The organism is Acinetobacter bereziniae LMG 1003 = CIP 70.12, from assembly GCF_000368925.1.
Taxonomy (GTDB): Bacteria; Pseudomonadota; Gammaproteobacteria; order Pseudomonadales; family Moraxellaceae; genus Acinetobacter; species Acinetobacter bereziniae.
The window spans coordinates 633,429-652,369 of record NZ_KB849756.1; the positions used below are offsets into that span (position 1 = coordinate 633,429).

An 18,941-nucleotide genomic window follows, 5' to 3' on the forward strand; every position below is an offset into this window, starting at 1 on the left:
CTGAGGGGATTAGACCAATTAATTGCATGGCGAGGTAAGCCAAAGCGTATCCGTAGTGATAATGGACCCGAGTATGTTAGTGATTTAATGCAAGCGTGGTGTACTCAACATGGAATTGAGCATGTGTTTACTCAACCAGGTCATCCACAACAGAATGCTTATGTTGAACGCTTCAACAGGACGGTTAGATATGAATGTTTGAATCAATATTTATTTCGAGAGCTTGAAGAAGTTGAAGACTATACAACGATATGGCAACACTTTTATAATCATGAACGACCACATATGTCAGTTGATGGTAAACCACCTAAATTTAAACAATGATAAGGACTTTGCCTTTCTACTTATAAAATCAATTAAAAATGGGAGTATTACCATATATTTTGTCCTTTTGAATCATTGATGGTCTTGCTATCGTGAGGCGACATGAATGTCGCCATGTTGAGCGGAGCTATATGAGCAAAAAACAAAGCATTGCTTTGTTTGCAGCACAAGACCCCTGTTAAACGGAAGATTTTTGTTACTTTTCATCTCTGAAAAGCAAAGTATCGCCTGCGCAAAACGGTTTAAACTTTGGAGGTAAAGCTTGGCAGTGCATGCTTTAGGTTATCAAACAATATCTCAATAGCATTCATTTTAGTGATCAAGAGAAATGATATTTTACTGTCTGAATTTTTCATCAAGTTGACCATATCTGTTAAATGCTTAGGAGAGAACAAGCTTTATTATGAGTTATTTACCTTTAAGTATGATAATCAGCATTAATATTTAACATCTTAGCACTGATAAGCATATTGTCTTGATGGTGTATTACCCTGCTTTAAAATAATTTTAATCTGCTCATTTTTAGTGACAACAATAAAATCTTGAGTGATATAGCCTTCTTTTGCCGCACATAAATGCCAATCGTAAAACTGCACACCATGAATCATTAGACTTTCAACTTTCCATTGCGCTTGCTTTTCAAAGTTTACGACGCCTATTTGGTTGCTATACTTTTCATCATATTGGTCATCTATTTTTGCTGGACGTACACTGGTCACTAAGACGACTTTTACTTTAGGAATAGCGACTCCCCGTTCATTTACAACATTTACAGTCAGTTGCGGCTTTTGTGTTTTATAAACAGGAAAACATCCTGTTAAAAAGATGAAAAAGGGAATTAAAAAAATATTTTTGTCCATACATTCATCTTCCTTAAAATCGAAATATCTATTAAAAGACTGTTTCTTTATTGACAATTACCTTTCTACTCGACGTATATGAGTTGGACACTTTTGATTTACTTCAAAGTCTTGCAATTTTTCTAAATGGATCTCAAGATTACTTTGGTCCTTAATCGTATGTGTTTGCAGTTTATAACCCTCTTTAGAGATACAAATCGACCAAAAATACTGTCTATTTGTTCCCATATTTAATGTCAACGATTTTCTAATATCAAAATATGCCATCCCATTTTCAGTATATTGGGACTTATATGTTTGAGTCATCTTTCCATCTTTTAATATTGTTGCTAAAACGACATGGGCTTGATCGACTAATCTCCCATCTGAATCTTTTACAATCAGATTAATTTTAGGCTCTGTCATCACTATATATGGAAAACAGCCAGTTAAAGCAATTATAAAAGTAATTAAAAATATAGCTCTATTCATGATTTAACTTGTATAACCACAACTTAATTTTGAATTTCCTTGAGGTGTTTCATCTATAGCATTTTCGATATTCCATTCATCACCTACAACCTTACGTAAATGATAAAGTACTGTGGTTGGCTCCCCTCGAAATACAAAATAATAGCCCTTGGATTGCGTATTTGCCAATTGATGTTTTTGTAATGCAATTTTGATTAGTCGAACCCCAAAAACATCAGTATCAACCGCAAAATCATCCTGTTCAGTATGTGCTGTTTTATAATACTGATGACCTTGTATTCCCACATAAGTATGCCCTCCAATCGTCATCATTTGTTTTGATTTATTTAATTTGACCTGCTTTGGTCCATTTGCGCTAAAGTCACGCAATAATACTGCAATTTTGCTTTCAGGCTTTTGAAAAATCATGTCGCAATTCAAAGCTTTGATGTCAATTAATGATCCAATTTGAACTTCTTGAGCATGCGTAAATTGCAATCCAAAAAGTATTGAAATCGCAAAGATTATTCTTGTCATATCGAAATCCTATTTTATTTACTCTCATTATTTCTTCAGCGCGATAAGCTTGTCTGATATTTAAAATAATATTATTTGTGAAAGTATAGCGTTAAATATTTTTTGAAATAAGATTAACTTTATAAATCATCATTTTTTTTATCATTTGCATATACTTAGCATCATTTATAAAAATTATATGCAAAAACCACAATCAAGTGGCTTTTGCGATTAAATGTGAATAAAAGCATTGTTTAAGCAATAAAATATGCGCTCAAAATAATCACTATTTGTAGCAGTAAAACTGCACCAAACCATTTCCATCCTTTTTGGCGAAGGATGACCTTTTCTGCTGTTGAATAATTTACTGTTCTTATCATTTTATCACCTCATTCTTGCTACATGTTGGAACACCTTTGGGGCAAAACATTGGTCTTTTAATAGACAATTTATAACAAGCAAGAAATAAACCAACTCAAAAAATGTAACAATTTATCAATGCAGGCATAAATTTTTTCGATACTTAGCAGTAAAGGTCTTATTGCTCGATGGATACCTCCCTAGCAATATTCCTTATTGAATCCATTTAATATGAAATCAACGATATCTATTCGAATTCAAAAAATCATCAATTAAAAAAGCCCCTTACGGGGCTTTTACAATTCGTTGGTATAGATCTAATTAACCAATAAACTTACGTGCATTACGGAACATACGTAACCATGCACCATCTTCAGTCCATTCTTCAGGTTTCCAAGAGTGTTGAACTGCACGGAAATTCCGTTCAGGGTGTGGCATCATAATGCTGGCACGACCATCTTTTGAGGTTACACCAGAAATTCCTTCAGGCGAGCCATTCGGGTTCAATGGATACTGTTGAGTTGCATTACCCAAGCTATCGACATAACGTAAAATAACTTGATTACCCGCATTGAGTGAAGCAAAGTTTTCCGCAGAAGTTTCTGCACGACCTTCACCATGTGCAACAGCAATTGGTAAAATAGAACCTTCCATACCTTCTAAAAGAATAGAAGGCGTTTTTTCAACTTTTACATTGACTACACGTGCTTCAAATACTTCTGAAGTATTACGACGGAAACGTGGCCAGTTGTCTGCACCTGGAATCAGTGGTGCAAGCTGTGCCAACATTTGGCAACCATTACAAATACCTACGGAGAAAGTATTGTCACGATTAAAGAATTTTTCAAATTGATCACGCAACTTCGTATTGAACAATACAGATTTAGCCCAACCACCACCTGCACCTAAAACGTCACCATAAGAGAAGCCACCGCAAGCAACCAAACCTTCAAAATCATCTAAATCAACACGACCTGAAAGTAAATCACTCATGTGGACATCAACAGTATTGAAGCCGACTTTATCAAATGCAGCAGCCATTTCCACATGACCGTTAACGCCCTGTTCACGTAGAATCATCATGTTTGGACGACGTTCGTTGATATATGGCGCTTCAACAGGTTCATTTAAATCAAATGTTGGTAATGCGATTAAGCCTTTATGCTCACGGTCGCCAATCAATGCAAACTCAGAGTCAGCAGTTTCTACATTATCACGCAAACGCTGGATTTGATGAGAAACTTCAGTCCAAGCTTGTTGTAATTCAGCACGCTCTAGCACTAGACCATTGACAGTAAGCTGATCAGAATCGTTGACTGTACCGACTACAGCAATCGCATCTCTTAAGCTTGAGACTGCAACCTCATCAGCCAAAGTTGCCCAATCTGCTTGAGAAATTTGCAATACTGCACCGATTTCTTCAGCAAATAAGCTTTCATTCGTTTGGTTTTCAAGTGACACACCTAAGCGTGAAGCAAACATCATTTCAGCAACAGTTGCCAATAGACCACCATCACCAATGTCATGATAAGCCTTGATTAAACCACGGTTATTCCAGTCTTGTACTAAAGCAAAGAATGCTTTGAAATCGTCAAAACTGTCAACATCTGGCGTTACAGAACCAATTGCTTTATATACCTGAGCAAGAATCGAACCGCCTAAACGGAACTGACCTTTAGATAAATCAATACGGACTAAAACGGAGTCTTCATTTTTCAATTCAGGGGTTAAAGTTTTACGTACATCTAATACAGGTGCAAATGCAGTGATGACACCTGACATTGGTGAAGTGACTGCTTTATCTTCACCTTGATCATTCCAAGTGGTACGCATAGACAGTGAGTCTTTACCAACAGGGATCGCAATACCCAAGGCAGGACACATTTCCATACCAATGGCTTTTACACCTTCAAATAATGCTTGATCTTCACCTTTTTGACCTGCTGCCGCCATCCAGTTTGCTGATAATTTAATATCGCTGATCTGTTCAATATTGGCACACATGATATTGCTGATTGCTTCGGCAACTGCTAAACGTGCAGAAGCGGCAGGATTTAACAATGCGACTGGTGGACGTTCTCCCATTGCCATTGCTTCACCGGTATAACCTTGCAAACTGGTTGTGGTTACTGCGGCATCGGCAACAGGAACTTGCCAGCGACCCACCATTTGATCACGTGCAACCATACCTGTGATCGAACGGTCACCGATGGTAATTAGAAAAGATTTAGACGCAACAGTTGGATTTTTCAATACACGGAAAATTGCATCTTTCAAGTCAACTTTAGAAGCATCGAATGCATTGCCTTTACGTTCAATTGTTTCATATGAACGGCTCATACGTGGTGTACCACCAAGCATGACTTGCATTGGCATATCCACTGCTTTGTTATCAAACAATGGATCATTCACAGTAAGTTGACGTGCTTCTGTTGCTTCCCCTAATACTGCAAATGGGCAACGTTCACGTGCACAGATTGATTCAAACAACTCTAATGATTCAGGTTTGATTGCCAACACATAGCGTTCTTGTGCTTCGTTTGACCAGATTTCCATTGGCGACATGCCTGGTTCTAATGATGGAATTTTACGAAGATCGAGAATTGCACCTAATTCATGGTCGTTGACCAATTCAGGCATTGCATTGGAAATACCGCCAGCACCAACATCATGCACAGATACGATCGGGTTAAAATCTTCCATTCTCCAACATGCATCGATCACTTCTTGACAACGACGTTCCATTTCTGGGTTTTCACGTTGAACCGAGGCAAAATCTAAATTTTCACCTAATTTACCACTGTCTACAGAAGATGCTGCACCACCGCCTAAGCCGATCAGCATTGCAGGACCGCCTAAGACGATCAGTAAATCACCAGGTTGAATCGCATCTTTTTCGACATGATCAGGGCGAATGTTACCATAACCGCCTGCAATCATGATCGGTTTATGGAAACCTTTTACTTCACCATTTACGTTTTGTTCAAAAGTACGGAAGTAACCATTAAGTGCGGGACGACCAAATTCATTATTGAATGCAGCACCACCCAATGGACCATCAATCATGATTTGAAGTGGTGAAGCCATACGTGATGGTTTACCGTAATTCTCTTCCCAAGGTTGTTCAAAACCCGGAATATTCAGGTTAGACACCGTAAAGCCTGTTAAACCAGCTTTTGGTTTACCACCACGACCAGTTGCACCTTCATCACGAATTTCACCACCTGAACCTGTTGCCGCGCCAGCAAATGGTGCGATTGCAGTTGGATGGTTATGGGTTTCCACTTTCATTAAGATGTGTGCAGCTTGGCTCTTATATTTATAAACATAGTGCCCAGTTGCTTCATCTTTTTTAGGATAAAAACGTTGCGTATCAAAACCAACAATCACCGATGCATTATCTTTATAGGCTGATAATACGTCTGTCGGAGATTCTTTATAGGTATTTTTAATCATTTGGAACAATGACAATGGTTGTTTTTCACCATCAATTGTCCATTCAGAACCAAAAATTTTGTGACGACAGTGTTCTGAGTTTGCTTGAGCAAACATCATCAACTCGATGTCGTGTGGGTTACGACCTAATTTATTAAATGCTGCTGTTAAATAATCAATTTCTTCATCTGATAATGCAAAACCGAATTCAGAGTTCGCTTTAACCAATGCATCTTTACCTTGACCTAAGATATCAATTGAGTTTAACGGCTTAGGTGCAGTTTCTGAGAACAATGCGGATGCATCATCAATTTTATTGAAAACGCTTTCTGTCATACGGTCATGTAAAACTTGTTTCACTTCTTCAGATACTTCAGAAATACCCTTTAAAGTAAACAAAACACCGCGTTCTAAGCGGTGTACAGGCGTATTACAATTGGCAAAAATATCGGTTGCCTTAGACGACCACGGCGAAATTGTACCGACACGTGGCGTGACTAAAATCTGTACTTCATCACTGGTTGCCTGATGTAGTTCAAACGATGCACCATCGTTTAAAAGCTGTAAAGCAGATTGCTGTTGTTGCTCGTTGAGCGCTTGGTCGAAAAGGTAAACCCATTGGCTTTCTATTGATTGAACAGAACTGATTGACGCAAGGCGTGTTAATAGTTGTGTTTGCTTAAAAGAAGAGTGTGCAGGTGCACCGGCAACGATAAACATGCTGTTTTTGGCTCCACGGGCAGGCTTTGGCAACCTACCTCAATGTGACTTGAAGAGAGCGCATATTCTACTGTGAAAGCAAGATTTCAGCTAGTCATATCCAACTTAAAAAATGCTGAAATCTTGCTTTTAAACATTCGATTTACTTTGACTTTCGTCTTTAAACATGATTCGTAACAATTGAATTATTGAGCACGATAACTAGACTCGCCTGTTTTCGGATCTTCTTTTGCGATGATTCCACTTTTTTGATAAAAAACTTTTCCACATGAAATATCTGGTTCAATTTCCCCATCAATTGCATAGGACAATTCAACATTTACATGTCTTAAATCGGGATTTTTGGGTACAGAATCTATAAAAAATACATCTAAACTTTCCATGTTATAGCAAACATAAATTTTTTCAGGATGTGCGTTTTTATTCAGATCAATTGTATAAAGGTGGTCTGCTGTTTCTGTCATCCTGTCTAATTTGAGGGCAACCGTATTCACTAGATCACCATCATGATCTATCGCATAAGCATATTTTGCTGTTTCATTTTGATAACCTTCATTGCAGTTTTTTATTGGTTGTCCAATTTTTACTTTGCTTGGCGTAATATCCTCTGCAGTAAATTTAGATTTTCCATTCAACATACTGCTCGGTATGACGCTCCAATACACTTTTCCTTGTGCATCTGGATCATCTGTCCAGATACAATTACTGGTCAGATGACCATCTGAGGTTTTCTGAAAAGCAAAAGTTGCTAAAGCTTGATCTGCTGGTTCAGGCTTCACAGGAATGCTTTCTTCGATTTCAAATTTACTCTCTTCGGTTTTTTTCTGAGTTTCGATTTGCTTATTTTGGCTGCTTAAGTTTTTATCAGTTTGATTACATCCTGACAAAAAAATTATGAATAGCAATATAAATTTATTATTCACTGAATACCCTTCATTATTATTTTGCGTTATTTTGACAACATACGTTGCATAGTCGGTGAATCATAGCTATAAATCCCTAAGGTTGGATCAAATTCTACTCTATTTATCTGATTTTTATCTTCCAGTTTATAGTTAGAAAAAATAAATTTATTACCTTTATATTGGATCTTTATTGGATAATATGATTGGCCTTTTACAGGAATAAAAGAAAGTTTTGAATCAAACTTGTGCGCTTTAGGTCTATAAAACATTTCTGTTGTGTCCTCACTCGCATTTGAGACTAAATAGCTTCGTAGAAACTCATCCTCTTTCAGACTTAAGACGTACCAATCTGAGTACTGTGCTCCATTATTTGTTATCGCATATAATCTGAAAAAACTTCCCTTCCTATCTGCGCCAATTAACCTAATATTTGAAGCAATTTCAGGTACACTCAACTTACTTAGGGAGATTTCAAATCCTTCATAAGAATCGATGCCTTCATAATTTATTGGTGTTCGAGTAACCAATTGATATTTTCCAGTTTTTAATTGCTTAAATAGATAAAGTTCCAATTTAGGATCTGTAATGCGTATTTCTCGTCCAGTACCGTTCATTTTAAATATTTCGACTGGAAGTAAAAAACGCTTTTCCTTTTTTATATTTCTGAATTTAATAACTTTATGGGGGAAAACGACGATATTTTTCTCAATGAGTTTTTTACCCTCAACACAATTACATTTTTCATAGTATTTATATTGAACAGCAGTAAATAACTTTGTATTTGAATGTGAAAATTGTGAATCATTCATTTGTACAATCTCAAATGGATACAAAGTTTTAACTATATTCTTGAGTTCAAAACTTTCTAATTCTATTTGTTTCATCTCATCTGCATTAAATACCTGATTTTGCCCAGTTTGCTTGTGAGGATAAAATGTGTAATCAATTATTGTACGTTCTTCAAATGAGCGTAGCCCCAATGCATTTTCGGTAGTAGAAATTTCTTTTGAAGGATCAATAATAGAATAGTCTTTAGCATGGGCATAAATGATTGCTAAACATAAAATAACCACAAAACTTATGAATTGATTTATTAAAGTCATTTACTAAACCTAATTATTTATCATTTATAAATCATAATTTTAGCATTTATTTTTTAAATTACTCAATCACTGTAAAATTAAAGTCAAATTGGTAATACTCTTATTTTTAGTTAATTTAATAAATAGAAAGCCAAAGCCCCTATAATTGTTTAAATTTAGGTGGTTTACCAGACATATAGGTCATTCTGATTGCATCCTGCTATGTTTCTCATATGAAAATAAATCAACAACATGACAACTTATGTCGCCCAGCTCTAGTACATCTTCCATAAATTTGGCATCATACAATTAACGAAAAAATGATAAATGATAAATGACTCAAATGCGTTGGTTAGAACTTCTCTCAACTGTTCGTTTAGGAAGTAAGAAACAAAGTACAGAACAAGCACGAAGCCCTTTTCATAAAGACTATGACCGCATTATATTTTCACAAAGTTTTAGACAACTGAATCGTAAAACTCAAGTCCATCCACTGACTCAACACGATGGTATCCATACACGACTCACGCACTCTCTAGAAGTTTCATGTATTGGTCGTTCATTGGGTATGCTGGCAGCCGAAAAAATACAAAAAGAACTTCCAATCTGGATTTCCCCAGCCGATGTTGGCGCAATCATACAAGCAGCATGTTTAGCACATGATATTGGCAATCCACCTTTTGGGCATGCTGGTGAATATGCCATTCGTGAATGGTTTGACGATGCAGCACATACTGATTTTTTAAAAGACTTAAGTTCTGAACAACAAGCAGATGTTCGTCAGTTTGAGGGTAATGCGCAAGGATTACGTTTGCTGACCAAAATTGACTACCATCCTCATGATGGAGGAATGCGCTTAACTTACGCAACGTTAGGAGCTTACTTAAAGTATCCGTGGTTATCCCAAACCATAGAATCTCAAGGTAATACACCTGCTAGTAAACGGGCAAAATTTGGCTGTTATCAAGCTGAGAAAGAAATCCTCAAACAAATTGCAGACCAACTTGGCTTAATTCAATTAGGTGAATATCGCTGGTGTCGCCATCCTTTAACCTATTTATTAGAAGCTGCAGATGATATTTGCTATGCCTTAATTGATTTAGAAGACGGGATTATTCTCAACATGCTTTCTTATGAAGAAGTTGAACCTATTTTTCTTGATTTATTAGGAGATTTTGGTATACCTGCTGAATTAAATATGCCCTACACCACTTGGCAACAAAAGATTGCAGCATTACGTGGTCGTGTGATGAAACGTTTGGTTGAAGAAGTCACGACTGCTTTTGTAAAGCAACATTTCCAAATTATATCAGGACAACTCAAAGGCTCTTTATTGCAATACTGTTCTGAAGATATTGAACTGGGAATAGATCGTGCCAAAAACCTCGCTCGTGAAAAGATCTTTGAACATCCACAAAAGTCAGGGTTGGAAATTATTGCACATCAAAGCCTGCAACATATCTTAGATGCATTTATTCCACTGACCACACCACATAAAACTTTAAGTTTTAAAGATGGCCGCTTGATGTCCATTTTAGAACGTTTTGGCGCTCGCTTTAGTGATAACCACTATGACAATATTATGCAAGTTCTTGATATTGTCAGTAAGTTCTCAGATCACCAAGCCTATAATTTGGCGCAAGAACTTCAAGGGAATAAGGTAGGGTTTTTCTGATGACATCACGCTATATTGATGATGGAGTGTATAAATCTCAGTTTATTTTTGCCGATCAATGGGTGCATTGCCCTGACTGCGAAACCCCAGGAGTCATCCATTATCAAAAGTTAGACAAAACAACGTTCAGTTGTGAATGCACGTCGCATTTTGTATTTACATGTCGTAAATGCAACCGTCACTTAGACAGTCATTCTAAAGAATACAATAAAGAATTTAATGGTCATTACTATGTTTATGTTACCGAACGCTGTCATTTTTGTGGTGGAACTCAACTCAGTGTAAACCAGAAAATATATCATCTTAAAAATCCAGTGACACATATAAAGGCAATTTGTCCTATATGCAATAAAACTTCTCAACTCAGCGTAAAACCACGAGATATCGACTATGCCAACGCAAATCGACTTAAGCATACGCAATTTGGGCTTAAACTGTATTTGACTGCGCATACCCGACTTGGCAATCTCTACATACACAATCCTGAGCATTTACAAGTACTCAAATCCTTTATTCTCGCTGATTTACGTGAAAGAACACAAAATACAGGAAATTCCAGTTATTTTTCTCGCTTACCTGCTTGGATAAAATCTGCACGAAATCGTAAAGAAATCCTCAAAGCAATTTTGCGTTTAGAGCAAATGGCATCTACTATTCAACCATGAACAAAATTAAGTGAACCAATGCAATGATCGGATGTCTTATCGGTGAAGTCTTCGCTTTAGAAGCACCAACAGTACTTTTAAATGTTAATGGAGTGGGCTATGAAATTGACACCCCACTTTCAACATTTTGCCAACTGCAAAAAGGACAACAGGTCACCTTATGGACGCATTTAGCTGTTCGTGAAGATGCTCAATTGTTATATGGCTTTTCAAACGCGCAAGAAAAAACCATTTTTCGTACCCTACTCAAAGTAAACGGTGTGGGTCCTAAAATGGCTTTGGGTATTCTTTCTACCTTAAGTGTAGAAATGTTAGTGCATACTGTTGAAAATGGTGACGTCAAAACTTTGGTTAAAGTTCCAGGTGTCGGTACCAAAACAGCGGAACGCTTAATGATTGAACTTCGTGATCGTTTTAAGGCATTTTCGACAGGCAGCACTTCAAATAACTCGACTACAGCTCAAATACAATTTACAGGTAATTCTGCTGTTGCTGAAGCTGAAGCAGCATTACAATCGTTAGGTTATAAACCTTTAGAAGCACAAAAACTGATTAATGCCGTGAAAGCAGACTATACTGAAGCAAGCGACATCATCCGTGCTGCACTCAAATCCATGAATAAATAAGACAGATCAAAATACTCATGCAAGACCGTTTAATTAGTGGGACTGAAAAACCTGAAGATCATTTTGATCGTGCCATACGCCCAACATCATTGGATGACTACATCGGTCAGCCTGTAGTCCGTGAGCAAATGGAAATCTTTATTGGCGCTGCACGTGGTCGTGGTGAAGCACTTGATCATACTTTGATATTTGGTCCACCGGGTTTAGGTAAAACCACTTTAGCCAATATCATCGCACGTGAAATGGGAGGTAATCTAAAATCAACCTCTGGTCCTGTTTTGGAGCGCGCAGGTGATTTGGCAGCCATGCTGACCAATCTTGAAGAAGGCGATGTGCTCTTTATTGATGAAATTCATCGCCTTTCGCCTGTAATTGAAGAAATCCTTTATCCTGCCATGGAAGATTATCAGCTTGATATTATGATCGGTGAAGGTCCAGCCGCACGTTCAATTAAGCTAGATTTGCCACCATTTACCTTGGTTGCCGCAACAACTCGTGCAGGTCTACTCACTTCTCCATTACGTGATCGTTTTGGGATTGTGCAACGTCTTGAGTTCTATTCCGTTGAAGATTTAACCCACATTGTGGCTCGTTCAGCACATTTAATGGATGTGCCTACTACACCTGATGGTGCAAAAGAGATCGCTCGAAGAGCACGTGGAACACCTCGTATTGCCAACCGTTTATTACGTCGTGTGCGAGACTATGCACAAGTCAAAGGAACAGGTGAAGTCACTCAAGAAATGGCGCAACGTGCCTTAGATATGCTGAATGTTGATAAAGATGGGTTAGATACACTCGATCGTCGTTATTTGTCGATGTTATTAGAACGCTTTGATGGTGGTCCAGCAGGTGTTGAAGCTTTAGCCGCTGCGATGGCTGAAGATTCTGGTACTTTAGAAGATGTGATTGAACCTTATTTGATTCAGCAAGGCTATGCGATGCGTACAGCACGCGGACGTATTGCGACTAATCAAGCTTATTTGCAATTTGGTATGACGCCCCCCGAATCCAAGTAAGTTAGATCGGGAATATTAAATATTCCCGATCCCTATTGATGGTTTTGTATCCATCAAGATAAAAATTCTTTGGATTAATTTTAAATACAAAAAATCAATGCTTTAATTTATAAAATATCGAAACTCTATCAGGATAAAGTTTCGATATAAGCTCATGCTAGAATTTAAAGGTAGTACTCAATTGAACTCGACGACCTTCTTGCGTGTTGCTGTACTGATTATAATAAAGTGAACCTACTTTTTGATAATCAATAAAGTTTTTATCAAATACATTGTATAAGCCTACTCCGATATCCAACTTCTCATTTACATTAAAGTTTGATCCTACGTGCATTAAAGCATAGGCTTTAAAATCACCGAGGGCATCATATACCCCCTTTTCGGTTGCTGTTAAATTATTATAGCTAGACGTATAACGCGCACGTTCACTTCGGTATTCACCCCTCGCCCATAATTGAATTTTATCATCGGCTTGCCATTTCATTGATGCATTCACAATATGTTTAGGCGTATCGTTTAAAGGTGGATTTCCCAGTGCTTTATCCTGAATTTCCGTTTCAGTCCATGTATAGTTCAATCCCAATTTCCAAGTCGGCACGAACTCCCAATTTAAACCAGTTTCAATACCATAAATATCAGCTTTTTGCGCATTGATTGGACGTCTAACGCTCCAAGTACGTGAACCTGTATCACCAGATTGCATTAACCATGATGTACCAATGCTTGCCATATATTTTTCACAATCAGCTTTTATTATAGCGTCCTTGGCATCACAGGTTCTCTCTGTAGGACCAGTAACAATCTTATCTTTTACCTGACTGTAAAATGCAGTGATATTGGCATCAAAATTGGATTGATTATTAAAATAAGTACCGAACTCAAGATTACGACTTGTTTCTGGTTTTAGATTAGGGTTACCAAAAAGTGGCGTTCGCCCTTGTCCACCAACATTATAAATCCCATTGGTCAAACGTTCTAAGCGAGGTGCTTTATATCCCTCACTATAACCACCTTTAAGGGTCCAATTATCATTTGCATTCCATACCAAATAGGTTCTAGGTGTCCAAAAGGAGCCAAAGGTATCATGATTATCAAAACGCAAACCCGTTGTGAGAGCCAAACTTGGAGTAAGTGCCCATGTATCTTCTGCAAAAACACCAATCTGTTTAAAAGAAACGTCTTTATTTACCCTTAATCCATCTTTAATACTGGCATCCCACCATTGTCCACCGAGGGTAATGTTGTGTGCATCAAAATATTGCGTCGCTAATTTAGTATCAAAAATCGTATCTTTACTCTCTAAAAGTCGAGGGTTAATTGCGTTTGAACCTGCTTGTGCACGGGATGGAATAAGTCGACCTATTGTTTCGGTCTGGGTATTACTAATACTCGAATCTAAAGTCCCTATCTTATTACGCCATGTATGCGCAAGTACGGTTCGATTTCGGTTAAATTCTTTTGCTTTGTCGTAGCCACCATTTGCACCAAGCGTACCCAGTTGCCCCTTACTGTTATCGTACCATTGATCTGTTTTTTCATACTCTAAAGAAAGATCATGCTGCTTGGTTGGTGTTAGTGTTAAACGAGCACCAATCGTATCAATATCCGATTTAGTCGGATTATTCCCCATTCCTAGCTCTACAACGTTATCATTCTGATCGAGATAGCCTACATTGGACTGGCTCCGTTCAGCTTTACGGGTGCGAAGTTGTATACCTAGTAAGTCTTTAATAATTGGACCAGTAATAAAAGAATCTACAGCACGTTGATTACCAAAGCTTGAACTATTTGGCAGTAAGGTTGCTTCTATGGTTGAACTACCTGTCCATTCATTGGATACTTTTTTAGTAATGATATTGACAACACCCCCCATTGCATCTGATCCATAAAGTGTTGAAGCAGGTCCTCGAATCACCTCAATCCGTTCAATTGCTGAAATCGGTGGGATAAAACTATTGTTGGATTCACCGAATCCATTGGGAGTAATATCTCCTGTACTGTTTTGACGGCGACCATCGATTAGCACCAAAGAATATTCAGCATCCATTCCTCGAATTCGAATATTCAGTCCCCCTGTTTTTCCAGCTTGAGGGCTAATATCAACACCTTCAATATCGACTAACGCGTCTGCAATAGAGTTTATACGTTTATCTTTTAAATCTTTTTCGGTAATCACCGTAATACTGGCTGGTGCATCTTTTAACTTTTGCTCGTAGCCTGCAGCTGAAACAACAATAGTGGCAAGTTGTTGAGCAGAATTCACTTCTGCATTGTTATTTGCATAGACTGTGCTTGTTGTAATACCTAAAAGCGCTATCGAAACAGGACGAAGATTAAACTTTCTCATACATAAAATTCCATGGGATGGACGAGATCAGATTTGAAAAATATGCAAACATAAATAATAAGTATTCTCATTTGCATCAAAAGCCGTACAAAACTTATCAGAAATAGTGAAGAATTAATACATTTAAAATTAAATATTACTTAAATGTAATTTTCAGAATCATAAATAGACTGCAATCAATGCTTATCTTTCTTATTATCTACAACAAATCATATTCCAAGTTATGACAGCTTGATGAGCAATAGCCTCATCACGCTTATAACAGCGATTTAATAATCAATGCCGCTTGATGAATTGCCAGACTTGCTCCATGGGATTCAATTCTGGGGAATAGGGAGTTAATTTTAATCAGATAACATTGTCTTAATTGAGTGAAGGTTGATGCTTGATGATCCACCAAAAAAATTTTTAACAGTCCATATTTAGGCTGGATATACTGTTAAATTTATGTTGTGCTTAAGTGTTAGGCTCGCTGTATTTTTTATGGAGATACCATAAAAAATCATTGCAGAAACTGAGCTATTATGCTCTTCTTCAATAATCATTAAGATTTTTTTTTCATTATTCACTTTTTCAAAACAGTGAAAAGCCTATCTATGCCCTAATTCAGGTTGCTCACGTTCAATCCATTTCTGATAGCTAATACTGATATTAAAAAAATTCATACCGACCGCAAGCCCTATAGATAACAAACTAATTGATATTGCTTTTGTGTTTCTGAGCAATAGTGATAATGCAAATAAAACAACCGATGAGCCTACAAAAAACATATCTATAGATATGGCATAGTGATTATTTCTTGTCATAAATGAAAGTATATAAACTAAAAATATACCAAACAGATTTAAAGTAGAAAGCCAAAATAATATTTTTAATTTCATGAAATTACTTCTTTTTCTCAACAATTAAGGCAGGGATTTTTTCAGCACCAAAGAAGTATTAAAACTTATACTTTTTCTTTAATAAAATTTCTATGATTAAAACTATGGGAGTCGTTATATAAAGCTTTAAAATTACAATTAAATATCCCATTACTAACGCATAATCAATAGGTCTTAACTCCATCTCAGGTTTATTAAATTTAAGAACAATCAAGGTAATAAAAAAACTAGAAATAAAAATTGATAAGAATGCTTTAACTGAGAAATATTTAATGAAATTACCCATAAAAAATAATATGTTTGAACAAATAAAAACAAGAAGTATATATATAAAAAAATTTTCTTTAATTAACGCCCTATCTATAAAATTGTATGAAAAAATAAAACCTATAAGTAGTTGAGTATTTAAAACAATATAACTTACATATTTATTCATAAGCAGACCCTAATTTCCTGTTATGATTTTTAAAGGTTTTGAAATTTTATCCATTTCCTTTTTTAAATTAGAAGGAAGAAAAATACCAGATGGTATATTCTTAAAAATACCAACTCCAGATATTGCACCAGAGGTACATTGAGTACAATTTAAAACTGGTCCACAGCCAACTTGATTTAGAATATTTTCTTCAATTTGATAGAACTCTTTTCTAGATACATAAAATGAATACAAATAAACTCTCTCACCATTAATTAACTGATATTCAAGATATTTTTTAAAAACGTCATGCTGTTTACCTAAGTCATCAACAGGGAATAATCCTAAAGATCCTCCCGAAATACCAGGATAATGAAAGCTACCATTAGGGTCATAAATTTCAAATGTATTTGGTCCTATCAATAACATCCCAGCATGTGTGCCAAGGATAACTGTATTGTCATTGACCATAATGGTTATTCTATAGTTTGTTTTAATCCCTATTTTAACTGGGGCTTTAGCTTCTGTTCCTGACATTGTAAGTGTTTTATTAAAAATGTTCATCTAAAAAATCATCTAAGTTAAAGAAATTATTAACAATCTCTATTTTAAGTTTTTCAGCACGATTAGTATTTTGTAGTGATGATATTAAACCATTCTCATCAGTAACCCCCTCTTCTATACGTCCGTTCTCTCTATGTATCTTGTAGGGCATATTTGCAATAATGCTACTTGTTTCCACATCAATCAGCATAAATTCATCAGAAAAAAGCTGTTCATTCATCAATTGTATTATTTTCATTATTGAACTATTTTGCAGACCTCTACAACGAACAGCCAAATCAGATATTTTTATGTATTTAGCCCCACAAGTTGAAGTATCACCAGCCACAATAAGATTGCGACCATTAACTTGTATAAATCCTCTTTGTGTTGCAATAGCCTTAGATAAAACTTTACATTTTGGGCAATAATGTGTCATCCCTTCAAGATGAACACCCTTGCCTTCAACGATCCAAGAATCATCACCTTCGAGAATTCGCCCACCATGGTCAGTAAAGCAATCTTTTGTTATAAATGCTTGCATCTTTGATTACCTCAAAATAAATAATTGAAATTACTAAATTTAAAACTTATTTTCTTTTTATAAAAATACCTAAAAGCGCAATTGTATTTGGTCAAAGATTAAAATTTGTCATACATAAAATTCCATGAGATTGACGAGATCAGATTTGAGAAATATGCAAAAAAAAATAATAAGAATTCTCGTTTGCATCAAAACCATACAAAAATTATCAGAGATAGTGAAGAATTAATACATTTAAAATTTAATATTACTTAAATGTAATTTAAGTAATGAACAAAAACTTCTTATTTATTTGAGAAATCAATCGACTTTACATAAATGATCTTTATTTATGGAACTTCAAGGATCAGATGGATATATGAACAGCTCCTATTGTTAATTTAAAGTATCTCAAATATAGTTCACGATATAATCAAGGCAGAATAATTAACATTTTATAAAGGGCTTAACATGAAATATTTATGTGTTTTATTAATAGTTATAGCTTCAAGTGCAATTGCAGCTAATTTTAAAAATGATATGTCCTATTTGGTCGGTAAGCACCCTTATATAGCCATTCAAAACAAACTTGCTTTACAAGCTCTTCCAAATAACATTCCCAAAAAAGACTTCCAAAAGCTTAAAGACAGACTGTCTGTAGGTGCAAAAGTTACAACAGCTGGTCAATATGTCGTATTACAAGGTTGTAAAGCACACCTATGTGATACTGATGCTGCAATTGTGGTTTTTGACAACTTAAATAAATATTCTTATGCCGCATACATAGAAAACATTGATGGAACATTGGGCACCCCAAATGTCCAAATTTATCAAAATACAAGATCAGACCCAAATACAATAGCACCCATTTATCAATTTATGACTGATCATAAAGTTTCAATGACTACAGAATTTGAAAAATAATAAAGAAATATTTATATTTCCACCTGACAAAAACTAACCCACTAGTAAGTGGGTTCAAGTTTAAAGAACTAAGAAAAATCAATATAGTGGTTTATACATTTCCATACACCCTAGATAATATTTAGATGAAAAGTTACTTAATTGTCTATTCTTATCTGCGCTTTCTGATTGAGTAAATGCATCTCTAATTATTAACTGAATCATCTCATACAAATATTGATTACTTTCAGATTCATTTGCATGATCATTTCTTTCAAGCATTTCTTTTAAAGACATTCCTTTTTGTTTTTCCTGCATAACTGTATGAGCTATCTCCATTAAATCACGACAATTTGATTCATGCTCCTTGTCACTTACAGGCTGTCGTGGTGCAGCATTGGAAAAAGATATTGAGGCAAAAAATACAAAAATTAGTGTTATTTTTTTCACTTTTATCTCAGTTATAAAAATTAGCTTTCTTACTTCATTTTTATAATTAAGAATATCTAAAGTCAACTCAATTTATAACATCTGGGGGCATTAACTTTGATTTTAACACCTCGAGATGTTGTAGCTCTATTGGCATGTACAGTGTTTTGTAAAGTTAGGTCTACTTGAGTTTGATATGTCGATCCTGATCATAATCTTTTAGCACTTTTGGTTTAGATGTCCTATTTTTCAGATATTTACTT

Annotated in this window: 19 protein-coding genes; 6 read left to right on the forward strand and 13 right to left on the reverse strand. The window is 35.9% G+C overall.

Features of this window, described 5'->3' with window-relative positions; genetic code table 11:
- Positions 1-324: integrase core domain-containing protein (locus tag F938_RS24725; protein WP_228129516.1), on the forward strand; the 324-nt coding region annotated here is incomplete at its 5' end.
- Between the two features lie 452 nt (positions 325-776).
- On the opposite strand, the gene F938_RS13025 is transcribed toward F938_RS24725, so the two are convergent.
- The 7 genes from F938_RS13025 to F938_RS13050 all read right to left on the reverse strand — a co-directional run bounded on the left by F938_RS13025 (position 777) and on the right by F938_RS13050 (position 8,673).
- Positions 777-1,184, reverse strand: a complete 408-nt coding sequence (locus tag F938_RS13025) for a hypothetical protein (RefSeq protein ID WP_005032347.1) — start codon at positions 1,182-1,184, stop codon at positions 777-779.
- Between the two features lie 57 nt (positions 1,185-1,241).
- Positions 1,242-1,655 (reverse strand): hypothetical protein, encoded by a 414-nt coding sequence (locus F938_RS13030; protein WP_005032348.1) that lies wholly within the window; start codon positions 1,653-1,655, stop codon positions 1,242-1,244.
- 3 nt (positions 1,656-1,658) lie between these two features.
- Positions 1,659-2,171 (reverse strand): hypothetical protein, encoded by a 513-nt coding sequence (locus tag F938_RS13035; RefSeq protein ID WP_005032350.1) that lies wholly within the window; start codon positions 2,169-2,171, stop codon positions 1,659-1,661.
- A 233-nt stretch (positions 2,172-2,404) separates the two neighbouring features.
- Complete coding sequence (locus tag F938_RS24880; RefSeq protein ID WP_009584508.1) at positions 2,405-2,530, reverse strand: KGW motif small protein; 126 nt, start codon at positions 2,528-2,530, stop codon at positions 2,405-2,407.
- 301 nt (positions 2,531-2,831) lie between these two features.
- The gene (purL, locus tag F938_RS13040; protein WP_010591239.1) at positions 2,832-6,665 is read right to left on the reverse strand and encodes a phosphoribosylformylglycinamidine synthase; all 3,834 of its coding nucleotides are present in this window, start codon (positions 6,663-6,665) and stop codon (positions 2,832-2,834) included.
- 185 nt (positions 6,666-6,850) lie between these two features.
- A complete protein-coding gene (locus F938_RS13045) occupies positions 6,851-7,588 on the reverse strand; it encodes a hypothetical protein (RefSeq protein ID WP_005032355.1) in 738 nt (245 codons plus the stop codon).
- Positions 7,589-7,614: 26 nt separating this feature from the next.
- Positions 7,615-8,673, reverse strand: a complete 1,059-nt coding sequence (locus F938_RS13050) for a hypothetical protein (RefSeq protein WP_005032358.1) — start codon at positions 8,671-8,673, stop codon at positions 7,615-7,617.
- A 313-nt stretch (positions 8,674-8,986) separates the two neighbouring features.
- Between F938_RS13050 and F938_RS13055 the strand changes: the two genes are divergently transcribed.
- Genes F938_RS13055 through ruvB form a run of 4 tightly spaced genes read left to right on the forward strand, consistent with a single transcriptional unit; the run spans position 8,987 to position 12,637 of the window.
- On the forward strand, positions 8,987-10,327 hold the full coding sequence (locus tag F938_RS13055) for a deoxyguanosinetriphosphate triphosphohydrolase (RefSeq protein WP_005032360.1): 1,341 nt from the start codon (positions 8,987-8,989) through the stop codon (positions 10,325-10,327).
- Positions 10,327-10,992 carry a hypothetical protein gene (locus F938_RS13060; protein WP_005032362.1) on the forward strand — a complete coding sequence of 222 codons (666 nt, stop codon included), beginning with the start codon at positions 10,327-10,329 and terminating at the stop codon, positions 10,990-10,992. Before F938_RS13055 ends, F938_RS13060 begins: the two co-directional genes overlap by 1 nt.
- A gap of 23 nt (positions 10,993-11,015) precedes the next feature.
- Entirely contained in the window at positions 11,016-11,618 is a 603-nt protein-coding gene (ruvA, locus tag F938_RS13065) for a Holliday junction branch migration protein RuvA (RefSeq protein WP_005032363.1), read from the forward strand.
- 17 nt (positions 11,619-11,635) lie between these two features.
- Entirely contained in the window at positions 11,636-12,637 is a 1,002-nt protein-coding gene (gene ruvB, locus F938_RS13070; RefSeq protein ID WP_004824631.1) for a Holliday junction branch migration DNA helicase RuvB, read from the forward strand.
- Between the two features lie 157 nt (positions 12,638-12,794).
- On the opposite strand, the gene F938_RS13075 is transcribed toward ruvB, so the two are convergent.
- From F938_RS13075 to F938_RS13095, 5 genes are all read right to left on the reverse strand, one after another.
- Positions 12,795-14,984 (reverse strand): TonB-dependent receptor domain-containing protein, encoded by a 2,190-nt coding sequence (locus tag F938_RS13075; RefSeq protein WP_005032365.1) that lies wholly within the window; start codon positions 14,982-14,984, stop codon positions 12,795-12,797.
- A 590-nt stretch (positions 14,985-15,574) separates the two neighbouring features.
- Complete coding sequence (locus F938_RS13080; RefSeq protein WP_004824633.1) at positions 15,575-15,865, reverse strand: hypothetical protein; 291 nt, start codon at positions 15,863-15,865, stop codon at positions 15,575-15,577.
- Between the two features lie 58 nt (positions 15,866-15,923).
- A complete protein-coding gene (locus F938_RS13085) occupies positions 15,924-16,301 on the reverse strand; it encodes a hypothetical protein (protein WP_005032367.1) in 378 nt (125 codons plus the stop codon).
- 9 nt (positions 16,302-16,310) lie between these two features.
- Positions 16,311-16,844 carry a hypothetical protein gene (locus F938_RS13090; protein WP_005032368.1) on the reverse strand — a complete coding sequence of 178 codons (534 nt, stop codon included), beginning with the start codon at positions 16,842-16,844 and terminating at the stop codon, positions 16,311-16,313.
- Positions 16,831-17,367 carry a PAAR domain-containing protein gene (locus F938_RS13095; RefSeq protein ID WP_005032370.1) on the reverse strand — a complete coding sequence of 179 codons (537 nt, stop codon included), beginning with the start codon at positions 17,365-17,367 and terminating at the stop codon, positions 16,831-16,833. Before F938_RS13095 ends, F938_RS13090 begins: the two co-directional genes overlap by 14 nt.
- Before the next feature lie 450 nt (positions 17,368-17,817).
- On the opposite strand from F938_RS13095, the gene F938_RS13100 reads away from it, so the two are divergent.
- Positions 17,818-18,270 carry a hypothetical protein gene (locus F938_RS13100; protein ID WP_005032374.1) on the forward strand — a complete coding sequence of 151 codons (453 nt, stop codon included), beginning with the start codon at positions 17,818-17,820 and terminating at the stop codon, positions 18,268-18,270.
- A gap of 78 nt (positions 18,271-18,348) precedes the next feature.
- Here the strand turns inward: F938_RS13100 and F938_RS13105 are convergent, their stop codons facing one another.
- The gene (locus F938_RS13105; RefSeq protein ID WP_051084257.1) at positions 18,349-18,765 is read right to left on the reverse strand and encodes a hypothetical protein; all 417 of its coding nucleotides are present in this window, start codon (positions 18,763-18,765) and stop codon (positions 18,349-18,351) included.
- Positions 18,766-18,941 lie beyond the last annotated feature (176 nt).